Source organism: Mesorhizobium sp. M0968 (assembly GCF_040319065.1).
GTDB lineage: Bacteria > Pseudomonadota > Alphaproteobacteria > Rhizobiales > Rhizobiaceae > Mesorhizobium.
In genome coordinates, this window is record NZ_JAMYNL010000004.1 from 438651 (window position 1) to 463480 (window position 24830).

Here is a 24830-nt window from a genome sequence, read left to right on the forward strand (position 1 = left end):
TGCCGCATAGTCTATCCGAAAACTCTGCAATCTTTCAGGACTACGCTTGGAGGCCGCTGACGCCGTCGATCGACCAATCCCAGTTGTAGAGTTCCTCTTCGGTCATGCGATGGCCGGCAGCCACCTTGACGTTGCCCTTGGTGTCCTTGATCTCGCCCTCGAACGGGCTCCAGCCGCCGAGAATCTTGTCGCGCACGGCATCGGCCTGCTTTGCGACCTCGGTGGGCACCGTCTCGCCCCAGGCATCGCGGTCGATACCGCCGCCCATCGGCAGGATGGTCTGCGATGGCGTCCACTTGCCTTCGAGGCGCAGGCGCACCTGGTCGACATAGAATTTCTTGAAGTCGATGGCGATCGAGGAGACGTAGGCCTTCGGCCCGTAGCGGCGGATGTCGGTATTCCACATCACGGCCTTCGCGCCGCGCTGCTCGGCCACCTGCAGATAGCCTGCTTCGTCCATGATGCCGAACAGAAGGTCGGCGCCGTTGTCGATGAGCGCGGTGCCGGCCTGGGTGGCAGCCTGCGGATCGAACCACGAGTTGATGACGATGGTCTGCATCGTGGCGTTGGGATTGACCGAACGGGCGCCCATCAGGAAGGCATTGGTGCCGGAAAAGACCGACGGAACAGGGAAGGAGGCGACGTAGCCGAGCTTGCCGCTCTTGCTCATCAGGCCCGCGGCGACACCGGTGACGTAGGTTGGGTACCAGTGGGCGAGATAGTAGGTCGAGAGATTTTCGAGCGGGTTGCGGCCATCGCATTCATAGAAGGCGACGTCCGGCGAACGCTTGGCCACGTCGTAGAGGAAGTCGCCATAGTTGGAGGTGGCAAACACCATGTTGGCACCTTCCGAGACGAACTGGCGGAAGGTGCGGGTCGCGTCGGCCGAATAGGGGATGCTTTCGACGAACAGCGTCTTCAGCTTCGGGAACGCTTCCTGCACGGCCTTCATGCCCTGGTCGTGGCTCCAGGTCCAGCCTTCATCGGTCACCGGACCAGTGTGGCCGAAGGCGATGACCGCGTTTTCCTCGGCGACGGCGGCGAGCGGCGTCTGTGCATTGGCGGGCGTGATAAGGCCGGATTTCGGCAGGAGCAGCGAGGCGCCGGCCGCGGCGCCCATGTTGAGGAAGCCTCGGCGGGAGAGATTGCGCAGGTCGATCATGCTTCGGTCCTTTGTTCCGTGTCGTGTTCAGTTCGGGAGAGACAGTTCGGTTTCCATGAGGCGGTCGATTTCTGCCGACCAGTCGGCCGACCATGCCTGCTTGATGTCGTCATCGAGCCATGCTGCGGACAGGCCAGCCAGCGCGATCCGCTTCAGTGCCGACGGCCCGAGCGCAAAATTTTCGGCGATCAGCGCGTATTCGCGGTCGAGCGTCGTGGCGAACATGGGCGGATCGTCGGAGTGGATCGTCACGGTAAGCCCGGCCTCGATCATGCGGCGGATCGCGTGGTCGGGCGCGGTGAGGTCACGCCAGACGGTGGTGGCCAGCGTCGTGCTCGGACAGCAGGTGAAGACGATGCCCATCTCCTTGCACTGCTCCATCAGCGCCGGATCGTCGACGACATGGTAGCCGTGGTCGACCCGTCTCAGGCCGAGGACGTCGACGGTATCGCGGACATAGTCCGCCGGGCCATCCTCGCCCGCATGGTTGGTGACATTGAGCCCGGCAGCCCGCGCTCGCTCGACGATGCGCGCAAACATCGGCGGCGGGTTCGGGCGTTCGTCGTAATCGAAGCCGATGCCGATCACCTCAGCCGGGCGCTCGGCCAGAACCATGTCCAGGAAGCGCTCGCCACCTGCCGCGCCGAGCGGCTTCGCATGCGCCGGTATCAGCTTTGCCATAAGCCCATAGCGCTCCTTTGCGCGGTGAAAGCCGTCGAGGATGCCTTCGAGCATAGTCGAATAGGCCACGCCATGAGCCAGATGCGCATGCGGGCTGAAGAACAGTTCGACGTAGCGCGCACCGGCTTTAGCGCAGCGCTCCAGTGCCTCGAAGGTGATGCGAGAGAAATCGTCCGCAGTCCTGATCGAGGCGCAAACCAGATCGTAAATCTTCAGGAAATCCAGCAGGTTGCCGTAGCTGTAGAGCTCCGATGTCAGTCTGCCGTCCGGCAGCGGCACCGCGTTCAGCGCCGCCAGCTCGGCGAATGTCTCCGCGGATACGGCGCCCTCGAGGTGCAAGTGCAACTCGACCTTCGGCATGAGCTGAATGAAACTTGACAACGACATCGACGCTCACTCGCCCGGATCGGCAACCCCAAAGCCGTACCTGGTTTTCTTGGGCGACGGACGGCTGCCGAGTTGTTCGATAATCGCGGCTTTTTCCAACTGTCCGATCACCTGATACGCAACAGATGTCAGGGAAACGGGGCTTGCACAAGCCAAAAAATGATGCCTAACTAGACACATTCTAAAACTGCTTAAAAAATGTGCAGGCCGGGAGAAATATAGGCATGAAGCACCTACGGGAAGCGCAGAACCCTGCGCCTCCGCCTCAAACAACGCGCCTGCGCTTCATCGGCCGACTGGTGTCGTCGAGCTTTGGCGAGTTCGCCGACAGGCGTGCCGCTCGGCTCAATCTCGATCTGCTGGTGCACGAAGCCGCGGACGATTTTTTTGTCGTCCAGGTTTCGGGCCAGCCCGATCTCATCGATGCCTTCGAGATGGCATGTAGCTTGGGGCCAATCGACTGTCTGGTGATGGACTGCGAACGGGCCGAAATTTGGGAATATTCCAGAGGGAAAGACGCAGAATGACGATACAGGCTGGATGGCACCCAGTGGCGCTGTCGGGATCGATCGAGCCGGGCAGTTCGGCCGGAATCCGCCTTGGCGGAAACGAGCTGGTGGTCTGGCGCGACAACAGTGGCGCAGCGCATGTGTGGGAGGATCGCTGCCCGCATCGCGGTATGAAGCTGAGCTTCGGTTTTGTCCGCGGCGATCATATTGCCTGTCTTTATCACGGCTGGCAGTACGATGCGGCCGGCCAGTGCCGATACATTCCGGCCCACCCCGATCTCAGGGTGCCGGCGTCCATTACCGTGTCTGCCCACAGATCGGCCGAGGCGGCTGGGATAGTCTGGACGGCACTGGATCCGGCAGCAGCATTGCCCGAATTGCCTGCCTTGGCAGAGGAGGTGGTGCCGGTCCGCAGCCTGCATCTCGACAGTCCCGCCGCAATGGTGATCGATGTCGTGAGGGCCATGCCGCCCAGGCCCTTCTCCCGCGGATCCGGGCTCGCTGAGCTGAAGGCGCTGAGCGGGATGCTGTTCAGCCTGACGGTCGGCGAAGACACGCTGCTTCTTGGCCTGCAGGAACTGACCGACAAACGATCGGCCCTACACATCGTGATTGACGGACCGGCAGCCAAGTATGCCGGCAAGGGGCAGAAGCATTTCTTCGCTTGGACGAGCGAGCTGCGTCATCATCTCGAGACCGGGCGTACCGGCGCGACCTCGACGACGCGGGCTGCATGATGGCGAGAATCACGCTCTACAACTACGAGCTGGACGAAAACTGCTACAAGGTGCGGCTGGCGCTTTCCATGCTCGGCCTGGAATGGCAGACCGTTGCAGTCGATGCATTTCCGGGGGCGGAGCAGAAGACGCCGCCATTCCTGGCCATGAACCCGGCGGGCAGCCTGCCCATTCTCCGCGACGACGAGGTGACGATGTTCGGCGCCGAGTCCATCATCGTCCATCTGGCGCGCAGCCACGATTCAACGGGTGCATGGCTGCCGGCGGATGGTTCGGATTTCGCCAAGGTGATGCAGTGGCTTTTCTTCGCGGCCGGCGATCTCGGCGTTGCCAGCGCCGCGCGCCGCCATGCCATGTTCGGCGCCGGCGGCGACGAGGCTGCGCTGCGGGCCGGTGCCGCGCACGCACTCCGCGCCATGGACGACCATATGACCGCGCGGGGTTTCGAGAAGAAAGAATGGTTCGCTGCGGACCGCCCGACCATCGCCGACATCGCGCTTTTTCCGGCGTTTGCGCTGAGCCGCGATTTCGGCGTCGACCATGACGAGTATCCGGCGCTGCGCCGCTGGGTGCGTCGCTTCCGCGCGCTTCCGGGCTTCACGACCATGCCGGGCATCCCCGATTACCATTGACGCCCAACATTCGACGAGAACGAGGCAAGCAACAGAATGACCTCTCTCACGCGCTTTTCCGTCCAGCCGCTCTCGTCCATGACCCGGCGGCTGGCCGGCGTCGCTTCCGGGCGAGCCGATCCCGATCTGGTCATTGCCGGCGCACGCGTGTTGTCGACCTATTCGGAGCGCGTGCTTCCAGGCCGCGAGATCTGGTTGTCGGGAGGGCGGATCGCCGCTGTGAAGCCGGCCGGCACTTATAAGGGTGGCAGCGCCAGGATATATGACGCCAGGGGCGGCATCGTCGCCCCCGGCCTGGTCGATCCGCACATCCACATCGAATCCTCGATGGTGACGGCCTGCGCCTATGCCGAGGCGGCGCTGCTCAACGGCACCACGACCCTCTTCTGCGACAGCCACGAGATCGGCAACGTCATGGACGTTGCTGGCATCGAGGCGATGCTGGAGGACGCGCGCCTGGCGCCGTTGTCCATTTTCCTGACGGTTCCGAGCACCGTCCCGGCAACTTCGCCGTTGCTGGAAACGGCCGGTGGCGACCTGACAGCCGAGAAGATCGGCGCATTGTTCGACAAATGGCCGGAAGCCGTGGCGCTAGGCGAGAAGATGGATTTCGTGCCAGTGGCTATGGGCGATGAACGCAGCCATGCCATCCTCGCTGCGGCGCTGAGACGCGGCCGCCCGGTGTCGGGACACGTCTATGGACGCGAATTCGTGTCGGCCTATGCGGCCTCCGGCGTCACCGATACCCATGAGGCGATCGACCGCGAGATCGCCGACGACATGCTCGAGGCCGGCATCTGGCTGTTCCTGCGTGGCGGCCCGCCGACGACACCGTGGCACAGCCTGCCCGCAGCGATCAAGACGATTACGGAACTCGGAGCCTCGCATAAGCGCATCGCGGTCTGCACCGACGACCGCGATGCTGACGACCTGATGCTCTTCGGCCTGGACTGGGTGACGCGCGAGGCGATGAAGGCCGGCATGACGCCGGAGCAGGCCTGGTCGATGGGCTCGCTGCATGGCGCGACGCGCTTTGCAATGGAAGGCGAAATCGGAGGCCTCGGTGGTGGCCGCCGTGCCGACCTGGTGCTGCTCGACGACGGCTTCGATCCCGTTAGCACGTGGTATGGCGGCGAACTCGTCGTCGATGACGGCAAGATCATGCCGCTGCTCGACCAGGCCCTCTCGACCCGCTACCGCTATCCGGACACGGCCTACCACACAGTGAAGCTGCCGAAGCAGATCAAGCTGACGCCGGAGCTGCCAACCGGCAAGGTGGTGGCGCATACCATCCGCACCGAACTGCCGGGGATCACGCTCGGCCACCAGAAGATCACGCTCGATCCGTCCAACGATTGGCAGAACCATTTCGACCGCCACGGCCTGTGCTTCGTCACTGTGGTCGAGCGCCATGGCAAGTCGGACGGCAACGTCGCCTACGGGCTGCTCAGCAATTTCACGCTGCGACGCGGCGCCGTCGCATCGTCTGTCGGTCACGACAGCCACAACATCATCATCGCCGGCCTCAACGAGGCCGACATGCAGGTGGCGCTGCGGGCGATCGAGGAAACGCAAGGCGGCGTCTGTGTCGTCGTCGACGGCAAAGTGACTGCCATGGTTGAACTGCCGATCGCCGGCCTTTTGTCCGACAAGCGCGTCACTGAGGTCGCGGAGGAGGTGAAGATCCTCAAACGGGAATGGGAGGCGGCCGGCTGCTGCATTCCCTATATGGGCTTCAACCTCATCCCGCTCTCGGTCATCCCCGAAATCCGTATCACCGACAAAGGTCTCGTGCTGGTGCCGGAAATGGAGATCGTCCCCGCCTTTGAGGCCGCCTGAGTGGATCCCTTCCGACTTGGGCTGGTCTCACCGCGCATCCATTATTTCCAAATGGTCGCGCGGCTGGGCTCGGTTCGCCAGACCGCGCAGGCGCTCAACGTGGCGCCATCCTCCATCAGCCGCGTCATCAAGGGCCTGGAGGACGAACTGGGCACGCCGCTCTTCGAGCGTGTGCGCCAGCGACTGAAACTGACCAGCGCAGGCGAGCTTCTGCTCTACCACGCGCGTCAGAGCATCACCGAGTTGGCGCGCGCCTCGTCCGAGATCAATGATCTCAGTGGCCTCAACCGCGGCTCGTTGTCCGTGGCGATCGTGGAGAGCGCGGCGCGCGGGCTCGTGCCGAACGCGCTGAAGGAATTCTGGAAGCGCCACCCGCAGATATCGGTCGACGTGCATGTCGCCGGGTCGCAGCGCGCCTGCGATGCGGTTGCCGACGGCGAATGCGATCTGGCGCTTGCTTTCGACGTGCGCGTGCCGCGCAACGTGCGCAAGATCGCGAGCACGCCTCTGCCGCTGGGCGTCGTCGCTCATCCGGGCAGCCGCCTTGCCGGCCGCAAGGAAGTGAAGCTGTTCGATCTTGCCGGCGAACAGGTCATCGTCTCGGACAACAGCCTTGCTTTGGACATTTCGATCGACGATGCGATCGGGCGCTCCATGATCGACATCACGCGACGGTCACGGACCAACTCGATCGGACTGATGACCGAGATGGTGCGCCTCAACCTCGGCGTGGTGCTTCGCACCAAGCTCGGCATCGAGCCGGAAGTGGCTGACGGATCGCTCGTTTTCGTGCCGTTGCGCGATTCTCGCATGAACCCGCACCGGCTGATGCTGCTCGCCCGGCTTGAACGCGAAATGTCGGATGCGGCCTCCGCATTCGCGGCGCTGCTGGCCCGCATGGTCGAGGCGTTGCATGATTAGTTGTTGCATTTTGCGCATCGATAAAGAGAGTAATTTGTCCCTATCTCGAACAACTGAGCTTTGCGAGACTTCCCGGCCGAAGGGGATGTCATGAAGCAGAGTGCGGTCGACGCGGTCATTCGGGGGCTTAAGCGGGCGGGAGTGAGCATCGTCTGCTATCTGCCCGATTCGTTGTTCAAGGAGCTCTACCCGGCCCTTGATGCCGATCCGGATATCCGCACGATCCGCGTCACCAACGAGGGTGAGGGCGCGGCGATATGTGGCGGGGTCTTCCTGTCGGGCAAGCGCGCGGCGCTGGTCATGGAAAATTCCGGCTTGCGCGCCTCGGTCGAGCCGCTGGCCCGCATGGGCCTTGGAGCCGGCATCCCGGTCATGATGCTGATGAGCTATCGCGGCGAGCTCGGCGAGAACAACTGGTGGGCAGTCCCGCATGGCATCACCATGGAGCCGGTGCTGAACGCGCTGCGCGTGCCGTACCGGATCGTCACCGAGGAGGCGAAGATCGAGCGCGCCATCCTTGACGCCTATTCCTGGTCCTATGCGTCCTATTACCATTCGGCTGTGGCGCTCGGCGGCGAGGTGGTGCGGTGAGACGCTTCGACTGCATGAAGGCGCTCGCCGCGCGGCTGAAGGATGAGCTGGTGGTCCTTTCGCTCGGCGGCAGCGTCGACGAGTGGTACAACGCCGCGCCGCATATGCGCGAGGCGAGCCTGTTCCAGCAGCAACTCGGCTGCGTCACGCCGCAGGCCTTCGGGCTCGCCGCCGGCCTGCCGCACCGCCGCGTCATTTCGCTCGATACGGATGGCGGCCTGCTCTTCAACCTGGGCATCCTGGCCACGCTCGGAAACGAGCAGCCGAAGAACCTCTTCGTCGTGGTCTGGGACAATGAGTGCTACCAGTCGATCGGCGGCCCGCCGACCCATACGGCGCTGGGCCGCGTCGACCTTGCCGCGATCGCGCGCGGCGCCGGCCTCGAGAACGCCCATACGGCGCGCACGGTGGAGGAGTTCGACGCACATTGTGCAAGGGGGCTCGCTGTGGATGCGCCCTATATCGTGGTCGCCAAGGTCTCGGGAACGGTCCAGCCGGACATCAAGCGCAAACACAGCGACGGCCGCGAGGACAAGTATATCTTCGTCCGCCATGTCGAGGCGAGCGAAGGCATCGTCATCATGGGCCCGAGCGAGCACAACTGACGAGATCATGGGCACCCTCGGACCTGTCGTCCCCCGACGCGCACTGAAACGCAGCTACGATTACGTGGTGGTCGGCTCGGGTTCCGGTGGCTGTGCGGTGACGCGGCGACTGGTCGATGCCGGCGCCGACGTCCTCCTGATCGAGGCCGGCCCGACGGGTCTTGGGTTCGAAGAGATCGAGGACCCCGGCAAGTGGGTGCCGCTTGGCCGCAGCACCTATGACTGGGGCTATGATTATGCTCCGACACTGAGGGTGAATGGGCGTACCATCGGCATCCCGCGCGGGCGCCTGCTTGGCGGCTCAAGCGCCATCAACGCGATGATGTGGTATCGCGGCCATCCGCAAGATTACGATGCCTGGGAGGCTGGCGGCGCCAAGGGCTGGAGCTTCGCCGACGTGCTGCCCTATTTCCGGCGCTGCGAGGACTGGCGCGACGGTGCAAGCGAGTTTCGCGGGGCGGGCGGTCCGCTCCACATCGAGCGGCCGGCGGCACTGCACCCGGTCGCGCATGCGCTGATCGATGGCGCGGCCGAGATCGGCATCCCCGTAATCGACGATCCGAACGGCCCCAGCAACGAGGGGGCGGCGGCCGCGAATTTCAACATCTGCGACGGCAAGCGCTGGAGTTCGGCGACGGGCTATCTCGTGCCGATCCTGGATCACCCGATGCTGACGGTGCTGACCGGATCCGCGGCCATCGGCCTGACGGTCGAAGGCAGCCGATGCGTCGCGGTCAAGCACCTCGTCGGCGGCGAAATCTGCGAAACGCGCGCGCAAGAGAGCATCGTGCTCGCGGCCGGGGCCATCGACACGCCACGCCTGCTGATGCTGTCGGGCATCGGCGATCCGATCGAACTGCAGCGCCTTGGCATTGCGCTCGTTCGCGCCCTGCCGGGTGTCGGCAGGAATCTTCAGGACCATCCGCTGGCGCAGGCCTGCGTCTTCCGCGCGAAACGACCGATCGGACCGATAGTGGGCAATGGCGGTGGCTCGATGGTCAACTGGAAGTCGCGGCCGGACCTGCCGCAGCCCGACCTGCATGCCTTCCCCGTCCAGGGCAACAGCGCCGAACCGGCGATCCGCGCGCGCTACGATCTATCCGGCGATGTCTTTTCCTTCGGTGCGGGCCTGATGCGCTCGAAGAGCGTCGGGCACTTGAAGTTGCTCGACGGCAAGCCCGGCGGGCCGCTCGAAATCCAACCGAACTTTCTGGCGGAACCGGAAGACCTCGACGCCATGGTCACTGCGATCGAGATGGTGATGGAGATGGCGGCTGCAAGGGCGAACGCCGGTGTCTTCCGCAACTTTGCCGCACCTGACCGCCGACTGACCCGCACCGAGACAATCGCCTTCATCCGCGAGGCGTGCACGACGTTCTTCCACACCTGCGGAACAGCCAAGATGGGCGAGGACGCGATGGCCGTCGTCGACAGCCGTCTCGCCGTGCACGGGCTGGACGGTCTGCACGTTGCCGATGCCTCGGTGATCCCAACGATCCCGACCTGCAATACCCACGCGCCCGCCACGATGATCGGCGAGCGCGCCGCCGATTTCCTGCTCGCGGCGGCAGCTTGAGGATGTCATGACCGACGGACCGCACACGGAGTACCCGCGATGACCCAAAGCCTCATCCTTGCTGCCGACACGCTGCTCACCATGGATGAAGATAACCACGCGTTGCCTGATGGCGCCGTGCTGGTCGAGGATGGTCGTATCGCCGCGGTCAGCGCACTTGCAGCATTGCGCGCTGCGTATCCGGCCGTGGCCGTGAAGAAACTCGACAATGCGGTGCTTTTGCCTGGGCTGGTCAATGCGCATGCGCATTCCGGTTTTTTGCGCGGCACGGCGGAGCACCTGCCGGTTTGGGACTGGCTGACGCTCCATATCAATCCGATGCATCGCGTGCTGCAGCCGCACGAGGCCGAGGCGGCATCGTGGCTCTGCTACGCGGAATCCGTGCTCGGCGGCACGACCACCGTCGTCGACATGTGGCGGTTCATGGAAGGCAGCGCCAGGGCGGCCGAGGCGATCGGCAACCGCCTGGTCGCCGTGCCTTACGTCGGCGAGCATCCCGACTACAACTACTTCGACACGCTCGACATGAACGAGGCGATGATCGAGGGCTGGCATCGCAAGGCGGGCGGCCGTATCAATGTGTGGGTCGGGCTGGAGCATCTGTTTTATGCCGACGAAACCGGCCAACGCCGGGCGATCGAACTCGCAAGGAAACACGACACCGGCTTCCACACGCATTGCAGCGAGGCCGAGATCGAGATCGCGGAATTTAAGCGGCGCTACGGCAAACGCCCGATGTTCGCGCTGGACGACCTTGGCTTCTTCGAAACGCCGCGCGCCATGATCGCCCACGCCGTCTGGCTCGATCGGGAAGAGATCGAGCTTATTTCCAAGCGCCGCGTTTCGGTGGCCCACAATCCTGTTTCCAACATGAAGCTGGCAAGCGGCATCGCGTTGGTGGCCGAGATGCTGAAGGCCGGCGTGCCTGTCGGGATCGGCACCGACGGCGAGAAGGAGAACAACAATTTCGATATGTTCGAAGAGATGAAGGTGACTTCGCTGCTGGGCAAGCTGAAGGACTTCGACGCCGCCGCCATGGATAGCTGGCAGGTGCTGCGCATGGCCACCATTCTCGGCGCCAGGGCGATCGGTCTCGACCACGAGATCGGCTCGATTGAAGTCGGCAAGCGCGCCGACATCATCGCGGTCCGCACCGATACGCCGCGCATGACGCCGGTCTTCCGCGACGGACCTTATTTCAACTTCCATCACAATCTTGTCCACGCCGTGCGCGGCAGCGACGTGTCTTTGACGATGGTCGATGGCGAGATCCTGGCCGAGGACGGCGCGCTGCGCACCGGCGACCTGCGCGAGATCATCGCCGAAATCCATCGCGTCGCGCCTGGCCTGTTCGCCCGGCGCGCCGCTTTCCTTGCCCAGAATTCCGGCGGCAGCCTGCAATGGACTCAATAAGGCGAGCCCCGGTCATGAAGACGACGGACAGGGCGGCACTGGACGATTGGTACGCGGTGGAGACGGTCGCCGACCTGGATGGCGCGCCGAGCCATACGCGGCTGCTCGGCCAGGACATCGAACTGGTCCGTGACATCACGGGCGAAATCACGGTTCGGGAGGTCCTGGACGACGGCAACCGCGGCCCCGCGCTGCCCGTCCGGCAGCGCTACGGCTGCGTCTGGACGACGCTGGGCCTGCCCGGGAAGGAAATCTTCGAGATCGCCGAGGCATCGGAACCCGACCGCCGCTACGTGCCCTGCGGCTGGGTGACGATGCGGGCGTCGGGTTTGCGTGTCGTAGAGAACTTCCTCGACATGGCGCATTTCCCCTTCGTGCATACCGACATTCTCGGCTCGGAGCCGCACACGGAAGTACCGGCCTATCTGAGCGAGATACGTCGCGAAGTAGACGAGGTCTGGGCGACCAACTGCACGTTTTTCCAGCCGCGCATTGCCGCCACGGAAAGCTCCGGCGCGTTCGTGCATCTGACCTATCGCGTGCCGAGCCCATTCGTGGTGATGCTCTATCGCGTGTGCCCCGTGGCGCCGGACCGGCTCGACGCAATCGCGCTGTTCATCCAGCCCATCGAGGAAGACCGCTGCCGCGCCCAGCCGGTCATGTATCTCGTCGACTCGGCTTCGACGCAGACGGCGTTGCTCAACTTCGAACAGGTCATCTTCCTGCAAGACCGGATCATCGTGGAGAACCAGCGGCCGCTGCGCCTTCCACTCGAGCCGCGGATGGAAATCCCGACCCGCGCCGACGGGTCCTCCATCGCCTACCGCCGCTGGCTGAAGGAAAAAGGCATCCGTTTCGGCACGACCGCGAGAGCCACATGACCGAATCGGGTCTCCAGGTGCTTCGCCCGACCTCCGTTGCCGAGGCGCTGTCATTGGCAGGCGAGGGCGCGTCGCAACTGGTCGCCGGGGGCACGGCGCTGCAGCTCGGCTGGGCGAAGGGCCTGCCAAAGCCGCGGCGCCTCATCGACATCGGCCGTATCGCCTGCCTGAAGGGCATCCAACTGGCCGGCGACGGGTTTCGGATCGGCGCACTGACGACCCTGGGTGCCTTGGAGCGTGACCGGGCGATAGGCGAGACTTTGCCTCTGCTCGCAGCCGCAGTCCGCGCCACGGCGGGACCCGCCGTCCGCAATCTCGCAACGCTGGGCGGCAACGTCGCGGGGGGCACGGGTTGCCTTCTGCCGGCCCTGCTCGCGATCGATGCGAAGCTGGAGATCGTCTCACCGGCTGGGCGCGCCGTCGTGCCGCTCGCGCAATGGTTGGCCGACGCACCGTCAGCGGGCCTCATTGAGACGGTCATCGTTCCACCGCAGCCTGCCGCTCGCTGGACCCATCGCAAAGTCGGCCTGCGCGCCGCCTTCACCCCAAGCGTGGCCGGTGTCGCCGGGTTGATCGAAACGGCGGACGATCGTGTCACGATCGCGCGGCTCGCGGCCAGCGGCGGCGGGGAAGCAGCCCGTCTCGGTCACGCCGAAGCGCTGCTCATCGGCCGGCGCCTCCAAGAGATCGATTGGGCCGAGCTGCACGCCGCAATTCTCGAAGAGGCGCCGGCGATCGATGATGCATGGCGGTCCGACCGCTATCGGCGCAGTGTCGTGGCGAATGCGCTGGTCTTCGGGCTCGGCGGAAAGTTGTCCCAAGGAGCACATTCGCCGCGCCGGCGGACCGTGCCGTCCGGAAATCCACCTGCCGAAATTCTCGTGTCGCGATCGGAGATCGGCGCACGCTGGCACCAGCGGCCGGACGTTGCGCCGAAAATCGCAGGCAGGCTCGAATACCTGACCGACCGTCGCGAGCCCGCCATGCTGGTCGGGCGCATTCGGCGTGCCGGCATTCCCCATGCAAGGATCGTTTCCATCGATACGAGCGCGGCCGAGGCGCTGCCAGGAGTCGCGGCGGTTGTAACGCACCGCGACATTGCCGGCAGCAATGCCTTCGGCATTGTCGTGCAGGATCAGCCGGCACTGTGCTTCGACAAGGTCCGCTATTTCGGTGACGCTGTTGCTGCCGTTGCCGCTGTTGACACACGGACGGCCGAACGCGCGCTTGCTCTCGTCAGCGTCGAATACGAGCCGCTGCCAATTGTGAGCGATCCCCAACAGGCACTCGCCGCTGGGGCCGAGCCGGTCCACGCCTCAGGCAATCTGCAGTGCAGCTTCGAGTTCACGCGTGGCGATGCCGCCGCGGCTTTTGCCAAGGCAGCTCATATCGTCGAGGCTGTCTACGAAACGCCGAGCCAGATGCACGGCTTTATGGAGACGGAGGGCGGCTACGCTTTCGTCGGCACGGATGGTACCCTGAACGTCTTTGCCGGTGGGCAGCATGGCCGCCGCGACCGCATGCAGCTCTCGCGCATCCTCGGTATGCCGCAAGAGCGGATACGGGTGGTCACCAGCCCGACTGGCGGCGCTTTCGGCGGCAAGGACGAGCTGACCGTGCAGCCGGCCCTGGCCCTGCTGGCGCTGAAGACCGGACGCGCCGTGCGGCTGCATCTCGACCGGGCGGAATCCGTCATCGCGGGTACCAAGCGCAATGCCATGCACATCCATATGCGCACCGCCTGCGACGCCGAGGGTCGTCTGCTCGCCCAACAGGTGGATGTGATCGCGGATGCCGGCGCCTACGCGTCGCTCGGTCCGGGCGTGCTTGAGACGGCGCTCGAACACGCCTGCGGGCCATATGTCGTTCCCAACGTCCTCAGCTCGGGCAGGCTCGCCTATACCAATAACGGCGTCTGCGGCGCGTTTCGTGGCTTCGGTGCCAACCAGATGGCCTTCGCGGTAGAGTGCCAGCTGGACCGGCTGGCCGAAGCCGCCGGCATCGACATTATCGAGATACGGCGCCGCAATTTGCGCGAGCCTGGCACGCGAGGCCATCTCGGCCAGCAGGTCGCGCCGTCCGAACGTCTGGCCGAGATGCTGCAAGCCGCCGCTGCTGACCCGATCTGGGCCAAGCCGCGTGGTCCGTCGTTCGACGGCTCTGAGACGATCGGCGTCGGGATGGCGATGAACTATCAAGGCAATGGACTAGGCACGCTGCCGCCGGACCCGGCCGGAGGCGCGTTGCGCTTGGCTCCGGATGGCATGATCGAAGCGCTCTATGGCCTGGACGAGATGGGACAAGGCCTGCTCACCTCGGTGAAGGCCGCGGTCGCCGGAGCGCTCGGCTGCGGCCGCGACGATGTCCGGCCGGTCACCGGTGATACGGCGGCGACGCCCGAATCCGGCTCCTCCACCGCCTCGCGCGGCACTCACGTGGTTTGGCGGGTCGCGGCAGTCGCCGCACCACCTTTTACGCGCGACCTGCTGGCAGCAGCGGGCCAGCTGCTTTGCCGCGAAGCCGGGACGCTGGCGCTGGCAACCGGCGGTATCGTCGAGCGACATTCCAACAGCGGCTCACTGCTCATGAGTTTCGCCGAGCTTGCCGAGGCGTTGCCTCCCGACCGGCTGCCAGCTGCTGCCGTCAGCTTCGAGTTTCCGAAATCGGACTATCTGGAAGGCAATGCACGCCTGATCTTCGCCTTCGGCGCGACACTGGCGCGCGTTGCCGTGAGCCGCATCACCGGACAGGTACGTGTGCTCGACCTCCATCAGCACACCGCGGCCGGACCGATGCTCGATCCCGCCGCCTATCTTGGCCAGATCGAAGGCGGCGGCGTCCAGGGGCTGGGCTTCACCCTCACTGAGGACGCGGCGATGCGGGATGGCCGGTATCTTGCCGGCAACCTCGACTTCTACATGCTGCCAGGCATTGCCGACACGCCGGAAAGCTTCGCGACCTTCGCATTGGAGGATCTGGACGAGGACGACCCGTTCGGCCCGCGCGGAGTTGGTGAGCTTGGCATTGGTGCCGTGTCGCCAGCCGTCGTCAACGCGATTGCGGACGCCACAGGGGCTTGGCCCGAGCGCCTCCCGGTCGATCCTGAATGGGTACTCGACGCCCTGCAGAGGAGTGCAGCGTGAGTGGCGAGATCGCGATTACCTTTAACCTCAACGGCTGCCGCCAGGCGCTGGCCGTGCCCGCCGAGTTGCGCCTGATCGACCTGCTGCGCGATCATTTCGGCATGACTGCCGCCAAGATGGCTTGCGGCATCGGCCGCTGCGGCGCTTGTTCCGTGCTGATGGACGATCGCGCGGTCAATGGCTGTCTGCTCATGTCGTGGCAACTCGACGGGGCCACCATCATCACGCCGGAGGGTTTCGACGACCTTCCCGAAGCCATTGTCCTGCGCCAGGCTCTGGCGGCCGAAAACGCCTTCCAGTGCGGCTACTGCGCACCCGGCATTACTGTTGCGCTGACCGCTCTGCTGCTGGAGAATCCGGCTCCAGACGAGTCTCAGATCCGCACTGCGCTCGAAGGCAATATCTGCCGCTGTACCGGCTATCATTCCATCATCCGCGGTGCCCTCGCGGCGGTCGAGGCGTTCGCTTGCGGAGCACGGACATGACGGTCATCATTCGAAACGGTGCAGCCAGGCACGCAGGCGTCGAGGCGTTCCTGGCCAAACCCAGAATGCGGCACCTGATCGGCGGCGGCTGGTGCGACGCCAGCGATGGCGCAACCTTGCCCGCGACCGATCCTGCGAATGGCGACACGCTCGCGCTGCTGGCGCAAGGCACAGCCGATGACGCCGGGCGCGCCGTTGCTGCGGCGCGTGCTGCTTTCGAAGGCGAGAGCTGGCGCGACATGACACCGTCGGCACGCGGCAAGCTGCTATGGCGCATCGCCGACCTGATTGAACGCCATGCCGATGAGCTTGCAGAACTCGAGACGCTTGACCAAGGAAAGTCGCTGAAGACCTCGCGCTTCGCCGAGATTCCCGCCTCGGCCGAGCAGTTCCGCTATTTTGCCGGTTTTGCCACGAAAATCCTCGGCACGACCATCCCCACCTCCATCAGCTACCAACCGGTGGGCAGCAAGATTTTCGCCTACACGGTGCGAGAGCCGATCGGTGTCGTGGCTGCCATAACGCCCTGGAATTCGCCGCTGCTTATGGCCTCGATGAAGCTCGCCCCGGCGCTTGCCGCCGGCTGTACGATCGTGCTCAAGCCAGCTGAGGAAACGTCGCTCACCGCCCTCAGGCTGGGCGAACTGATGATCGAAGCCGGCTTGCCGGACGGCGTCGTCAATATCGTGACCGGTCTCGGTGAAACCGTGGGCGCAGCATTGGCTGCACATCCCGATGTCGATAAGGTCGCCTTCACCGGCTCGACGGAAGTCGGAAAGATGATCGTCTCCGCAGCGCGCGGCAATCTGAAGAAGCTGACGCTCGAGCTGGGCGGCAAGTCGCCGGCCATCATCATGCCCGATGCGGACATGGGGCTCGCAATCCCCGGAGTGGCTCGGGGGATCTTCGCCAATGCCGGCCAGGTCTGCGTCGCCGGCTCGCGTGTCTATGCGCATCGCTCGATCTACGACCGTCTGGCGGAGGGGCTGGCGGAAGAAGCGCGAAAGCTGCGTCTCGGACACGGGCTTGACCCGGAGACCGACCTTGGTCCGCTGGTCAACGGGACCCAGGCTGCGCGCGTCGCCTTCTACGTCGGCGATGGTGCTTCCAGCGGCGCCGAGATCATCGCCGGCGGCCGGCGCTTCGACAACTTCTTCGAGCCGACCGTGGTTACCGGCGTGCGCCCGGACATGCGCATGATGCGCGAGGAAATCTTCGGCCCAGTCGTTGCCGTGACACCGTTCGACGATGTCGCGGAGGCGATAAGCCTTGCGAACGACTCGCCCTACGGCCTCGCCGCAAGCGTCTGGACCCGCGACCTATCCACTGCGCATCGCCTTGCCGCAAGTATCCGGTCGGGCACCGTCTGGATCAATTGCCATTCCTACTTCTCGCCGGAACTGCCGAAGGGCGGCCACAAGCAATCCGGTTGGGGCTATGAGAACGGCGCACCGGGCCTGGAGAACTATCTCGAAACGAAAACGGTCTGCGCGGTGATTTAGCCGCGCCTTTTCCGCGATGTTCGCGGATCGGAGGCTGACAGCCCTCCATCGGCGGACAAGGATTGATCGAAAATTGCTCGGATCCTCCTGAGGACCAGTCCCTTGGCGGCGCTGGTCCACATCGACGTTGCGCTTGACTCGTCCATATTATCCGTAATAAATCATACATATTGCCATCGAAAAAAGGCGGCAGGTCTGGGAGGACCGATGAAAATCACGGCCATCAAGGCGCGCGTCTGCAATGCGGAAATGCGCAACTGGGTCTTCGTCCGGGTCGAAACCGACGAGCCCGGGCTGTTTGGCTGGGGTGAGGCAACGCTGGAATGGAAGACCCGAGCCGTCGTTGGGGCGCTTCAGGACCTTGAGGCCCTGCTCATCGGGCAGGATCCGCGCAACGTGGAGCAGTGCTACCAGATACTTACGCGCCACGGATTTTGGCGTCTTGGCGTCGAGGGAATGTCTGCCGTCAGCGGCATCGAGATCGCGCTCTGGGACATCCTGGGCAAGTCATTGGGCGTCCCCGTCTGGCGCCTTCTGGGCGGACAGGTTCGCGACTATCTGCGCACCTATACGCATCTCGGCCTCGGAGACATGAAGGCGGTCTATGAGACCGGATCCGCGGACGCGATCGTGGAACGCGGACGCATCGTGACGCAGGCAGGCTACGATGCGGTCAAGGTCGTCTGCATTCCCTACACCCACTACGCATCGCCTGCGAAAGCCGTTGATTCTGTCGCCAACATGGTTGGCTCACTTCGCGAGGCCATAGGTCCGGACATCGACATCATGGTCGATTTCCATGGACGCCCTGCATCCGTTAACGCTGCGATGGACTACCTCAGAGCAATCGAGCCGGCCCGCATCATGTTCGCGGAAGAACCCGTGCCGCCCGAAGATGTTGCCGGACTGGCGCATATCACGGCGCGATCGGCCGTGCCGATCGCTTCCGGCGAGCGGCTGATCGGGCGTCGCGAATTCACGCACTCGATCGCAGCCCGTGCCTTCAACATTGCCCAGCCTGATATTTGCCACACTGGCGGTCTGCTGGAGACAAAGAAGATCGCGGCCATGGCGGAAACGGCAGGCATCGGCCTTGCGCCGCACAACCCGCTCGGTCCGATCGCTGGCGTCGCTGCTCTTCACTTCGGCATATCGACGCCAAACGTCGTCATTCAGGAGGAGATGTCCGGTGCCGTCGCCTGGTACGACGACGTCGTTACCTGGCCAATTCGGCGTAAACCAGGCCGCTGGGACCTGCCCGATCTGCCGGGCCTTGGCGTCACCGTCAATGAGGACGTCATCGCGCGTCACCCCTTCAAGCAGGAAGTGCTGCATGCCCGCAATGCCGTCATGCCGGACGGCACCGTGGTCGACTGGTGAATGCAATGGCAGGCCGGCTGCAAGGAAAGATCGCAATCATCACGGGCGCCGGCCAAGGCATAGGTGCCGCCACCGCCCGGGCTTTTGCAACACATAGGGCAAAGACCGTCATTGCCGAACTGAATGCGGCAAGCGGCAAAGCGGTCGCCGACGAATTGCGTGCCGGAGGCGCCGACGTATTGTTCGTCGAGACGGATGTCACGGACACATCCGCGGTCGCGGACATGGTCGCCGGCACGATCACGGCCTATGGCGGCGTCGACATTCTGGTCAACAATGCCGGTGCCAACGTGTTCTACGAACCATTGCTGATGCCGGATGAGGAATGGGAGCGCTGCCTCAAGCTCGACCTCCAGGCCGCGTGGTTCTGCGCCAAGGCGGTTTTGCCGACGATGCTGGCGAAGGGCTCGGGGTCCATCGTCAACATAGCGAGTTGCCACGCCTTCCAGATCATTCCCCATACGTTCCCGTATCCGGTCGCCAAGCATGCACTTTTGGGCCTGACCCGTTCGCTGGCCATCGAATATGCCGCACGCGGTATCCGGGTGAACGCGATAGCACCCGGCTATATCGAGACGCCGATCGCGGAAGCCTACTGGAACACATTCCCGAACCCCGCCGAGGAGAAGCGGCGAGCCTACGACCTCCATCCGCCCAAGCGAATTGGCCGGCCGGACGAGGTTGCAATGACGGCGGTTTTCCTCGCTTCGGACGAAGCGCCGTTCATAAATGCCGAGACGATCACCATCGATGGTGGGCGCTCGGTTCTCTACCACGACTAGCAACCACCATTGAGCTCAGGGAGGATCTTCATGAAAACCACAACAAAGGCTTTGGCGACATTTGCGGTACTGGCTGCCGGACTGATGAGTGGCGCAGCAAGCGCAGACGACATCAAGATCGGCTACATCAACAAGATGGGAGACCACCCATGGTTCGTCGCCGAAGTCGGCGGCGCCAAGAAAGCGGCTGAGGCGGCAGGGGCCGCGTTCGTGTCGCAGGACGTTCAGTTCGACGCCAATTTGACGATCACGACCTTCGATACGATGGTCGGCGATGGCGTGAAAGGCATCGCCATCGTTGTCCCCGACAAGGCACTGGGACCGGTCATCGCGGAGAAAGCAAAGGCCGCAAAAATTCCCTTGGTGGCGGTGGACGACGATATCTACTACCAGGATGGCACCCAGGTCCCCTATGTCGGCATGAATGCTTACAATATCGGTGCGCGGGTGGGCGAAGAGCTTGCCAAGCTCTACAAGGCTGAAGGCTGGGCGGGCAAAGAGGTGCGCATCGCCTCGATCGAGGACCGCAAGGCCGATACCTGCATGCAGCGCAACAAGGGCGCGGAAGAAGCGTTCCTGAAGGCGGTGCCCGATTTCAAGCCGGGCAACATCGTTCGCGTCCCCTACGACAACACGATGGTCAACGCCATCGACGTGATGACCACCACACTGACGGCCAATCCCAGCGTCACGAACTGGATATTCTATTCATGCAACGATGACGGCGTGCTGGGTGGTGCGCGAGCACTGGAGAATGCTGGCTATTCCGCAGACCAGGGCATGGGGATCGGCATCGACGGGAGCCGCGCCTGCGATGCCTTCGGATCCGGAAAGCCCTCGGCGTTCCGTGGTACGATGTGGCTCAATTCGGAAAATCATGGCGCGCTGGCGGTGAAGATTCTCTTGGCCTCCATCAAGGACGGAACCAAGCTTCCCGTTCAATCCTTCACTGACCCGGAATACATCACCGCCGACAATTTTGCGTCGGACTACAAAGCCAAGCTCTGCCACTGAACCAGATATGCGTCATGCGCCGCAGTGCGCATGACGCTCTTTGGGCCGGCAGTTCGTCGACGGGCACACGGGATCGATCCTCGGGAGTGAGCTTTTGACGCAATCGGATTTCTTCTCGCTCGACAGGATATCGAAGCGCTTCGGCGTCGTGCAGGCGCTCGACAATGTCTCGATTGCCTTTCGGCCAGGAGAGGTGCTTGCCCTGGTTGGCGAGAATGGCGCCGGCAAGTCGACAATGATGCGAATTCTCGAGGGCGTGTTCGCACCGGACACCGGCACCGTGCTGCATGGCTCCACGCCGATCGTTTTCAGCGAACCGCGCGACAGCCACAGAGCCGGAATACGCGTCATCCATCAGGAGCCGGAGATCGTTCCGAACCTGACCGTGGCCGAGAACATTTTCGTCGGCGAACTGCCGCGGCTGGCAGGCGTCCTGCTCGACTGGCACAGGCTCGAGGACCAGACCGATAAGGTGCTTGCGACCTTCGGCATGCAGCAGGATATGCTGCCGCGTCAACTCTGCAGCACACTCGGTCCGGCACAGCGCCAGATGATCGAAATCATGCGCGCCATACGTGCCGGCGGCCGGCTGATCGCATTCGATGAGCCGAGCTCGTCACTGACCGACGACGAAGCGCGCCGTCTGTTTTCAGTAATTCGCCGGCTGCGCGGCGAGGGCACTTCGATCGTCTACATCTCTCACAGGCTGAACGAGGTCATCGACCTTGCGGATCGCATTGTCGTGTTGCGGGACGGCCGGCTGGTCGATGATTCCCCCGCTGCCGGTGCCAGCGAGCAGACCATAGCCAAGCTCATGGTGGGCCGCGACATAGCCGATCTGTTTACGCGCGAGACGTGGCAATCGGGGCAACCGTTGCTGGAGGTGGCGGGCCTGACCACCGATCACGTCACCGATGTGAGCCTCAAGGTCCGCCGTGGCGAGGTGCTCGGCATTGCCGGCCTTATGGGTGCGGGTCGATCCGAACTGGCAAAGGCGATTGTCGGCTATGATAGGCGCCTCGACGGAACCATAACGATGAATGGTGTGCCCGTTGGCCCCAACAGTCCGCATGCAGCGATCGTGGCGGGCATCGGCTTTGCCCCAGAAGACCGCAAGCACGAGGCGCTGCTGTTGTTCCGAAGCATTCTTGATAACGCCTCGCTTTGCGTGCCCGACAGAACGTCGACCTTCGGCTTCTTCAACCGGCGCAAGGCACTGGAGATCGTCTCACCGCTTGCAGCAAAGATGTCGATCAAGGCGCCTAACCTCGACGAACAGGTTTCGAAATTATCGGGTGGCAACCAACAGAAGGTCGTTCTCGCGCGCTGGCTTGCGCGGCAGCCGATGCTTCTCATCCTCGACGAGCCGACCCGCGGCATCGACATCGGCGCCAAGGCGGAAATCTATCGCCTGATCGACGAACTCGCCGCCAGCGGCATCGGCATAATCCTGATTTCCTCGGAAATGCCGGAACTGATCGGGCTGGCCGACAGGGTGCTTGTTATGGCTGGAGGCCGGATCACGGCCGAACTTTCCCGCCCTGACATCGACGAGGCCACGATCCTGAGACATGCCATGCCTCAATCTGCAGCATCGCTTGGAGGACAAATTCAGTGAACAGCCTTGAGCTCAGGACAGCAACAACGCAAACCGGCAAAAGGCGCGCTTCCTTGCGCATCGCAGAGCGTATCGGCATTCACAACATAAGCCTTCTTGTTGCTCTCGCCATTCTCGTGCTCATTTTCGGCACCCTGAGAGGCGACGTGTTCTTCTCCAGCCGAAACCTGCTGAACATCGGTCTAGGCATTACCATCCTGGGCGTTCTGGCGATGAGCCAGACCGTGGTTATTGTCGCCGGAGGGCTCGATATTGCCGTCGGCGCAATTGTCGGTCTGACCACAGTATCGACGGCAATGGCCATCCAGGCCACCGGATCACCCGCCGCGGGCATTCTTGCCGGCCTGGTCCTGGGCGGTCTTGCCGGCCTCGTGAACGGCATCATCATCACCTATGGGCGGGTCAACGCTGTCATCGCGACTCTCGGTACGATGGCGATCTTCCGCGGCATCGCGTTCATCATGTCCGACGGGCAATCGATCGCGATTTTCAGCGAGACTTTCCGCTTCATCGGGATCGGACGAATCCTCGGCCTGCCTCTGCTGATCTGGATTCTCTTGCTGACCGCGATCGTGTTCCATCTCTTCCTTGCCCGCTCGATCGTTGGCCGCAACATCTATGCCCTGGGCGGCAATCCCGTTGTCGCACGCTTCTCCGGCATCGACATCAACCGCTACCGCGTCGGCATCTATATCATGAGTGGAGTGGCGGCCGGATTGGCCGGGATTCTGTTGGCTGCCCGTACCGGCTCCGGGCAGCCCGTATCCGGATCCCAAGGCCTGGAACTCGAGGCCATCACAGCGGCCGTTCTTGGTGGCTGCGCCTTGCAGGGCGGCAAGGGCACGATCGTCGGCGCACTGCTGGGCGTCGCCATCATTGGCGTCCTCAACAACGGAATGATACTGACGTCCGTGCCAACCTTCTATCAGTTGCTTGCCAAGGGCTCGCTGCTGATACTTGCTGTGGTAATTGCCGAGTACCACTTGAACAGGACATGACGATGGACGCGGCGATCGCTTCGACTGGCCAAGGCAAGCAGGACATTCCTGCCGCAGATGGCACCACGTCATCGCTCAAGGATCGCATCGCACGCGATCTCGGACAGCGCATCCTCGCCGGCTCCTACGCCCAGCACTCCGTCCTGCCGACGGAAGCCGAGCTTTGCGTTATCTACGGGGCCAGCCGCACCGCGCTTCGCGATGCTCTTCTGACGCTTTCGGCGAAAGGATTGATCGAGGCGCGCAAGCGGGCCGGGACGCGTGTGCGCGTGTCGAGCGAATGGAACAGGCTGGATGCACAGGTTCTGGAATGGATGCGCGATATCGAGCCCGATCTCGATTTCGTCCGCGGATTGATCGAGGCGCGGCTGGTCATTGAACCCGCTGCCGCCCAACTTGCGGCCAAGATGGCGACGTCAGGCGATCTCGCGGTCATCGAAGCGGCCTATGAAGCCATGCGCATTGCTCCGCAGGATGATCTCGCTGCGTGTCTCGATGCCGACGTCAGGTTTCATACGGCCATCCTGCGTGCCAGCCGCAACCCGGTGTTCGCCAATCTCGGCAATATGCTTGCGGCCGCCCTCAGCTTCTCCTTCCGCTTGACCACATCGGCCACCGCTAATTACCAGCAGACGCTGAGCGCGCATGGCGACGTGCTGGAGGCAATCAGGATGCGGAGGGCCGACGATGCACACGATCAGATGAAGGCGCTCATCGGGATCGCGTCGAACGACCTTCTTGCAGTGGCTCGCAAAGGCCGCCATCAACAGCCGATCGCCGCTGCCAAGGCCAATACCGTCTGAAGCGGATGGTCGGGACGATCAAGATCAGAAGCGGAGACCTGTCTGCTGAAATCGTCCCATCGCTTGGGGCAGGTCTTGCGAGACTGGACCATGGACGCGTGCCGCTCTTCAGGCCTTGGCCGAACGGCGGGAGCAGCAACCCGTTCGACCTTGCCTGCAACCTGCTTTTGCCATGGTCAAATCGCATCTCGGGCGGCGGGTTCACATTCGACTCCAAATTCCACGAACTGCCTGCCAATGTTGCACGCGAGCCATTTCCCATTCACGGCAATGGATTTTCGAGCGAGTGGGACGTCGACAGCGTAACGCAGGACAACGCAAAGCTGTCGCTCATCAGCAACGGGCCTGGCCCATACCGATATCGCGCCGAGGTGAGCTACGCGCTGGCCGGACAGGGGCTCGAGCTGAAACTTCGCATCGTCAATCGGGCATCGATCAGATTGCCGTTCGGGCTTGGCATCCATCCATGGTTCCCGAGAACAGCGTTGACCACGCTTCACGCCGCGGCATCACAGGTTTGCCTCGAACGGCCCAACCACCTCCCTGAACGGTTTGTGGATATCAAAACCCATCCCGATTGGAATTTCGGCGCCCCGGCCGCCTTGCCGAGCGGATGGATAAACAATGTGTTCGCTGGCTGGGATGGTGTCGCCTCCATATCTTGGCCAGAGCACAGTTGCAGCCTGCGGATTGAAGCTTCATCGCCCTTGAATTTGTACCTGGTCTATTCGCCATCGGACGAGAGCGACTTCTTCTGTTTTGAACCGGTCAGTCATGTTGTCGATGCTCATAATCGGGGTTCGATCGACAAATGGAATGGACTGTCGGTGCTTGGGCCCGGCGAGAGCCTGGCAGCACGTTGCAGCTTTGCCGTCAGTTAGGCGGACCTCTGCGGCGCCCTCGAATTGGCGGATGTCGGCCTGCATGTCCGGTGACAACGAAGCCGTCTTTTCGTCCAAACGGAGCTTGGGAAGAGGGAACTCCGGCGACCGGGAACCCGCGAGCCAGTTCGACGTTTGCCGGATGTCGCTGCGCAGCTCGTCTGCTTGACGGCCCACCAAATGTGCCTGGCAGGATTGGATCGATAGTGTTGAAGAAGTCGGCGATGAAGCCGTGGATCCACTCGCACCGAAGCGTCTTGATTAAGGTCGACGCGACCTCCTCGCCTTAA

At 63.4% G+C, this 24830-nt stretch carries 22 protein-coding genes; 20 read left to right on the forward strand and 2 right to left on the reverse strand.

Features of this window, described 5'->3' with window-relative positions:
* Positions 1–40: 40 nt before the first annotated feature.
* Both NKH67_RS10040 and add read right to left on the reverse strand, forming a co-directional pair.
* A complete protein-coding gene (locus NKH67_RS10040; protein ID WP_353030699.1) occupies positions 41–1162 on the reverse strand; it encodes a BMP family ABC transporter substrate-binding protein in 1122 nt (373 codons plus the stop codon).
* A 27-nt stretch (positions 1163–1189) separates the two neighbouring features.
* Positions 1190–2230: an adenosine deaminase gene (gene add / locus NKH67_RS10045; protein ID WP_352470595.1), complete on the reverse strand. Its 1041-nt coding sequence runs from the start codon at positions 2228–2230 to the stop codon at positions 1190–1192.
* A 299-nt stretch (positions 2231–2529) separates the two neighbouring features.
* On the opposite strand from add, the gene NKH67_RS10050 reads away from it, so the two are divergent.
* The 20 genes from NKH67_RS10050 (at position 2530) to NKH67_RS10145 (ending at position 24540) form a co-directional block, all read left to right on the forward strand.
* Positions 2530–2757 carry a hypothetical protein gene (locus NKH67_RS10050; RefSeq protein WP_352502545.1) on the forward strand — a complete coding sequence of 76 codons (228 nt, stop codon included), beginning with the start codon at positions 2530–2532 and terminating at the stop codon, positions 2755–2757.
* Complete coding sequence (locus NKH67_RS10055) at positions 2754–3476, forward strand: Rieske 2Fe-2S domain-containing protein (protein WP_352470593.1); 723 nt, start codon at positions 2754–2756, stop codon at positions 3474–3476. Before NKH67_RS10050 ends, NKH67_RS10055 begins: the two co-directional genes overlap by 4 nt.
* Positions 3404–4108 (forward strand): glutathione S-transferase family protein, encoded by a 705-nt coding sequence (locus NKH67_RS10060; RefSeq protein WP_353030701.1) that lies wholly within the window; start codon positions 3404–3406, stop codon positions 4106–4108. Before NKH67_RS10055 ends, NKH67_RS10060 begins: the two co-directional genes overlap by 73 nt.
* A gap of 36 nt (positions 4109–4144) precedes the next feature.
* Positions 4145–5947 (forward strand): adenine deaminase, encoded by a 1803-nt coding sequence (locus tag NKH67_RS10065; RefSeq protein ID WP_352470591.1) that lies wholly within the window; start codon positions 4145–4147, stop codon positions 5945–5947.
* A complete protein-coding gene (locus tag NKH67_RS10070) occupies positions 5948–6868 on the forward strand; it encodes a LysR family transcriptional regulator (RefSeq protein ID WP_353030703.1) in 921 nt (306 codons plus the stop codon).
* A 90-nt stretch (positions 6869–6958) separates the two neighbouring features.
* Positions 6959–7459: a thiamine pyrophosphate-binding protein gene (locus NKH67_RS10075; protein WP_352470589.1), complete on the forward strand. Its 501-nt coding sequence runs from the start codon at positions 6959–6961 to the stop codon at positions 7457–7459.
* Positions 7456–8064: a thiamine pyrophosphate-dependent enzyme gene (locus tag NKH67_RS10080; protein ID WP_352470588.1), complete on the forward strand. Its 609-nt coding sequence runs from the start codon at positions 7456–7458 to the stop codon at positions 8062–8064. Before NKH67_RS10075 ends, NKH67_RS10080 begins: the two co-directional genes overlap by 4 nt.
* Positions 8065–8071: 7 nt before the next feature.
* Complete coding sequence (locus NKH67_RS10085) at positions 8072–9640, forward strand: GMC family oxidoreductase (protein WP_352470587.1); 1569 nt, start codon at positions 8072–8074, stop codon at positions 9638–9640.
* Between the two features lie 39 nt (positions 9641–9679).
* A complete protein-coding gene (locus NKH67_RS10090; RefSeq protein WP_352540083.1) occupies positions 9680–11053 on the forward strand; it encodes an amidohydrolase family protein in 1374 nt (457 codons plus the stop codon).
* Positions 11054–11067: 14 nt separating this feature from the next.
* Complete coding sequence (locus NKH67_RS10095) at positions 11068–11934, forward strand: aromatic ring-hydroxylating dioxygenase subunit alpha (protein ID WP_352470585.1); 867 nt, start codon at positions 11068–11070, stop codon at positions 11932–11934.
* Positions 11931–15077 carry a molybdopterin cofactor-binding domain-containing protein gene (locus NKH67_RS10100; RefSeq protein ID WP_352470584.1) on the forward strand — a complete coding sequence of 1049 codons (3147 nt, stop codon included), beginning with the start codon at positions 11931–11933 and terminating at the stop codon, positions 15075–15077. The genes NKH67_RS10095 and NKH67_RS10100 overlap by 4 nt, the downstream gene beginning before the upstream one ends.
* The gene (locus NKH67_RS10105; protein WP_352470583.1) at positions 15074–15562 is read left to right on the forward strand and encodes a (2Fe-2S)-binding protein; all 489 of its coding nucleotides are present in this window, start codon (positions 15074–15076) and stop codon (positions 15560–15562) included. Before NKH67_RS10100 ends, NKH67_RS10105 begins: the two co-directional genes overlap by 4 nt.
* Positions 15559–17064 carry an aldehyde dehydrogenase family protein gene (locus NKH67_RS10110; protein ID WP_353030705.1) on the forward strand — a complete coding sequence of 502 codons (1506 nt, stop codon included), beginning with the start codon at positions 15559–15561 and terminating at the stop codon, positions 17062–17064. The genes NKH67_RS10105 and NKH67_RS10110 overlap by 4 nt, the downstream gene beginning before the upstream one ends.
* A gap of 207 nt (positions 17065–17271) precedes the next feature.
* Positions 17272–18444 (forward strand): galactonate dehydratase, encoded by a 1173-nt coding sequence (gene dgoD, locus NKH67_RS10115; RefSeq protein WP_352470581.1) that lies wholly within the window; start codon positions 17272–17274, stop codon positions 18442–18444.
* Between the two features lie 5 nt (positions 18445–18449).
* The gene (locus NKH67_RS10120; RefSeq protein ID WP_352470580.1) at positions 18450–19226 is read left to right on the forward strand and encodes an SDR family oxidoreductase; all 777 of its coding nucleotides are present in this window, start codon (positions 18450–18452) and stop codon (positions 19224–19226) included.
* 30 nt (positions 19227–19256) lie between these two features.
* Complete coding sequence (locus NKH67_RS10125; RefSeq protein ID WP_352470579.1) at positions 19257–20240, forward strand: substrate-binding domain-containing protein; 984 nt, start codon at positions 19257–19259, stop codon at positions 20238–20240.
* A 94-nt stretch (positions 20241–20334) separates the two neighbouring features.
* Positions 20335–21858, forward strand: a complete 1524-nt coding sequence (locus NKH67_RS10130; protein WP_352470578.1) for a sugar ABC transporter ATP-binding protein — start codon at positions 20335–20337, stop codon at positions 21856–21858.
* Complete coding sequence (locus tag NKH67_RS10135; protein ID WP_352470577.1) at positions 21855–22856, forward strand: ABC transporter permease; 1002 nt, start codon at positions 21855–21857, stop codon at positions 22854–22856. Before NKH67_RS10130 ends, NKH67_RS10135 begins: the two co-directional genes overlap by 4 nt.
* A gap of 2 nt (positions 22857–22858) precedes the next feature.
* A complete protein-coding gene (locus NKH67_RS10140; protein WP_352470576.1) occupies positions 22859–23659 on the forward strand; it encodes a FadR/GntR family transcriptional regulator in 801 nt (266 codons plus the stop codon).
* A gap of 5 nt (positions 23660–23664) precedes the next feature.
* Positions 23665–24540 carry an aldose 1-epimerase gene (locus tag NKH67_RS10145; RefSeq protein WP_352470575.1) on the forward strand — a complete coding sequence of 292 codons (876 nt, stop codon included), beginning with the start codon at positions 23665–23667 and terminating at the stop codon, positions 24538–24540.
* Positions 24541–24830 lie beyond the last annotated feature (290 nt).

What these genes read in the sequence shown, in the direction of transcription:
- NKH67_RS10090 (WP_352540083.1), top strand. Translation starts at nt 9,680, where the DNA reads ATGACCCAAAGCCTCATCCTTGCTGCCGACACGCTGCTCACCATGGAT.
- dgoD (WP_352470581.1), top strand. Translation starts at nt 17,272, where the DNA reads ATGAAAATCACGGCCATCAAGGCGCGCGTCTGCAATGCGGAAATGCGC.
- add (WP_352470595.1), bottom strand. Translation starts at nt 2,230, where the DNA reads ATGTCGTTGTCAAGTTTCATTCAGCTCATGCCGAAGGTCGAGTTGCAC.
- NKH67_RS10145 (WP_352470575.1), top strand. Translation starts at nt 23,665, where the DNA reads ATGGTCGGGACGATCAAGATCAGAAGCGGAGACCTGTCTGCTGAAATC.
- NKH67_RS10085 (WP_352470587.1), top strand. Translation starts at nt 8,072, where the DNA reads ATGGGCACCCTCGGACCTGTCGTCCCCCGACGCGCACTGAAACGCAGC.
- NKH67_RS10075 (WP_352470589.1), top strand. Translation starts at nt 6,959, where the DNA reads ATGAAGCAGAGTGCGGTCGACGCGGTCATTCGGGGGCTTAAGCGGGCG.
- NKH67_RS10095 (WP_352470585.1), top strand. Translation starts at nt 11,068, where the DNA reads ATGAAGACGACGGACAGGGCGGCACTGGACGATTGGTACGCGGTGGAG.
- NKH67_RS10040 (WP_353030699.1), bottom strand. Translation starts at nt 1,162, where the DNA reads ATGATCGACCTGCGCAATCTCTCCCGCCGAGGCTTCCTCAACATGGGC.
- NKH67_RS10055 (WP_352470593.1), top strand. Translation starts at nt 2,754, where the DNA reads ATGACGATACAGGCTGGATGGCACCCAGTGGCGCTGTCGGGATCGATC.
- NKH67_RS10125 (WP_352470579.1), top strand. Translation starts at nt 19,257, where the DNA reads ATGAAAACCACAACAAAGGCTTTGGCGACATTTGCGGTACTGGCTGCC.
- NKH67_RS10120 (WP_352470580.1), top strand. Translation starts at nt 18,450, where the DNA reads ATGGCAGGCCGGCTGCAAGGAAAGATCGCAATCATCACGGGCGCCGGC.
- NKH67_RS10110 (WP_353030705.1), top strand. Translation starts at nt 15,559, where the DNA reads ATGACGGTCATCATTCGAAACGGTGCAGCCAGGCACGCAGGCGTCGAG.
- NKH67_RS10065 (WP_352470591.1), top strand. Translation starts at nt 4,145, where the DNA reads ATGACCTCTCTCACGCGCTTTTCCGTCCAGCCGCTCTCGTCCATGACC.
- NKH67_RS10140 (WP_352470576.1), top strand. Translation starts at nt 22,859, where the DNA reads ATGGACGCGGCGATCGCTTCGACTGGCCAAGGCAAGCAGGACATTCCT.
- NKH67_RS10100 (WP_352470584.1), top strand. Translation starts at nt 11,931, where the DNA reads ATGACCGAATCGGGTCTCCAGGTGCTTCGCCCGACCTCCGTTGCCGAG.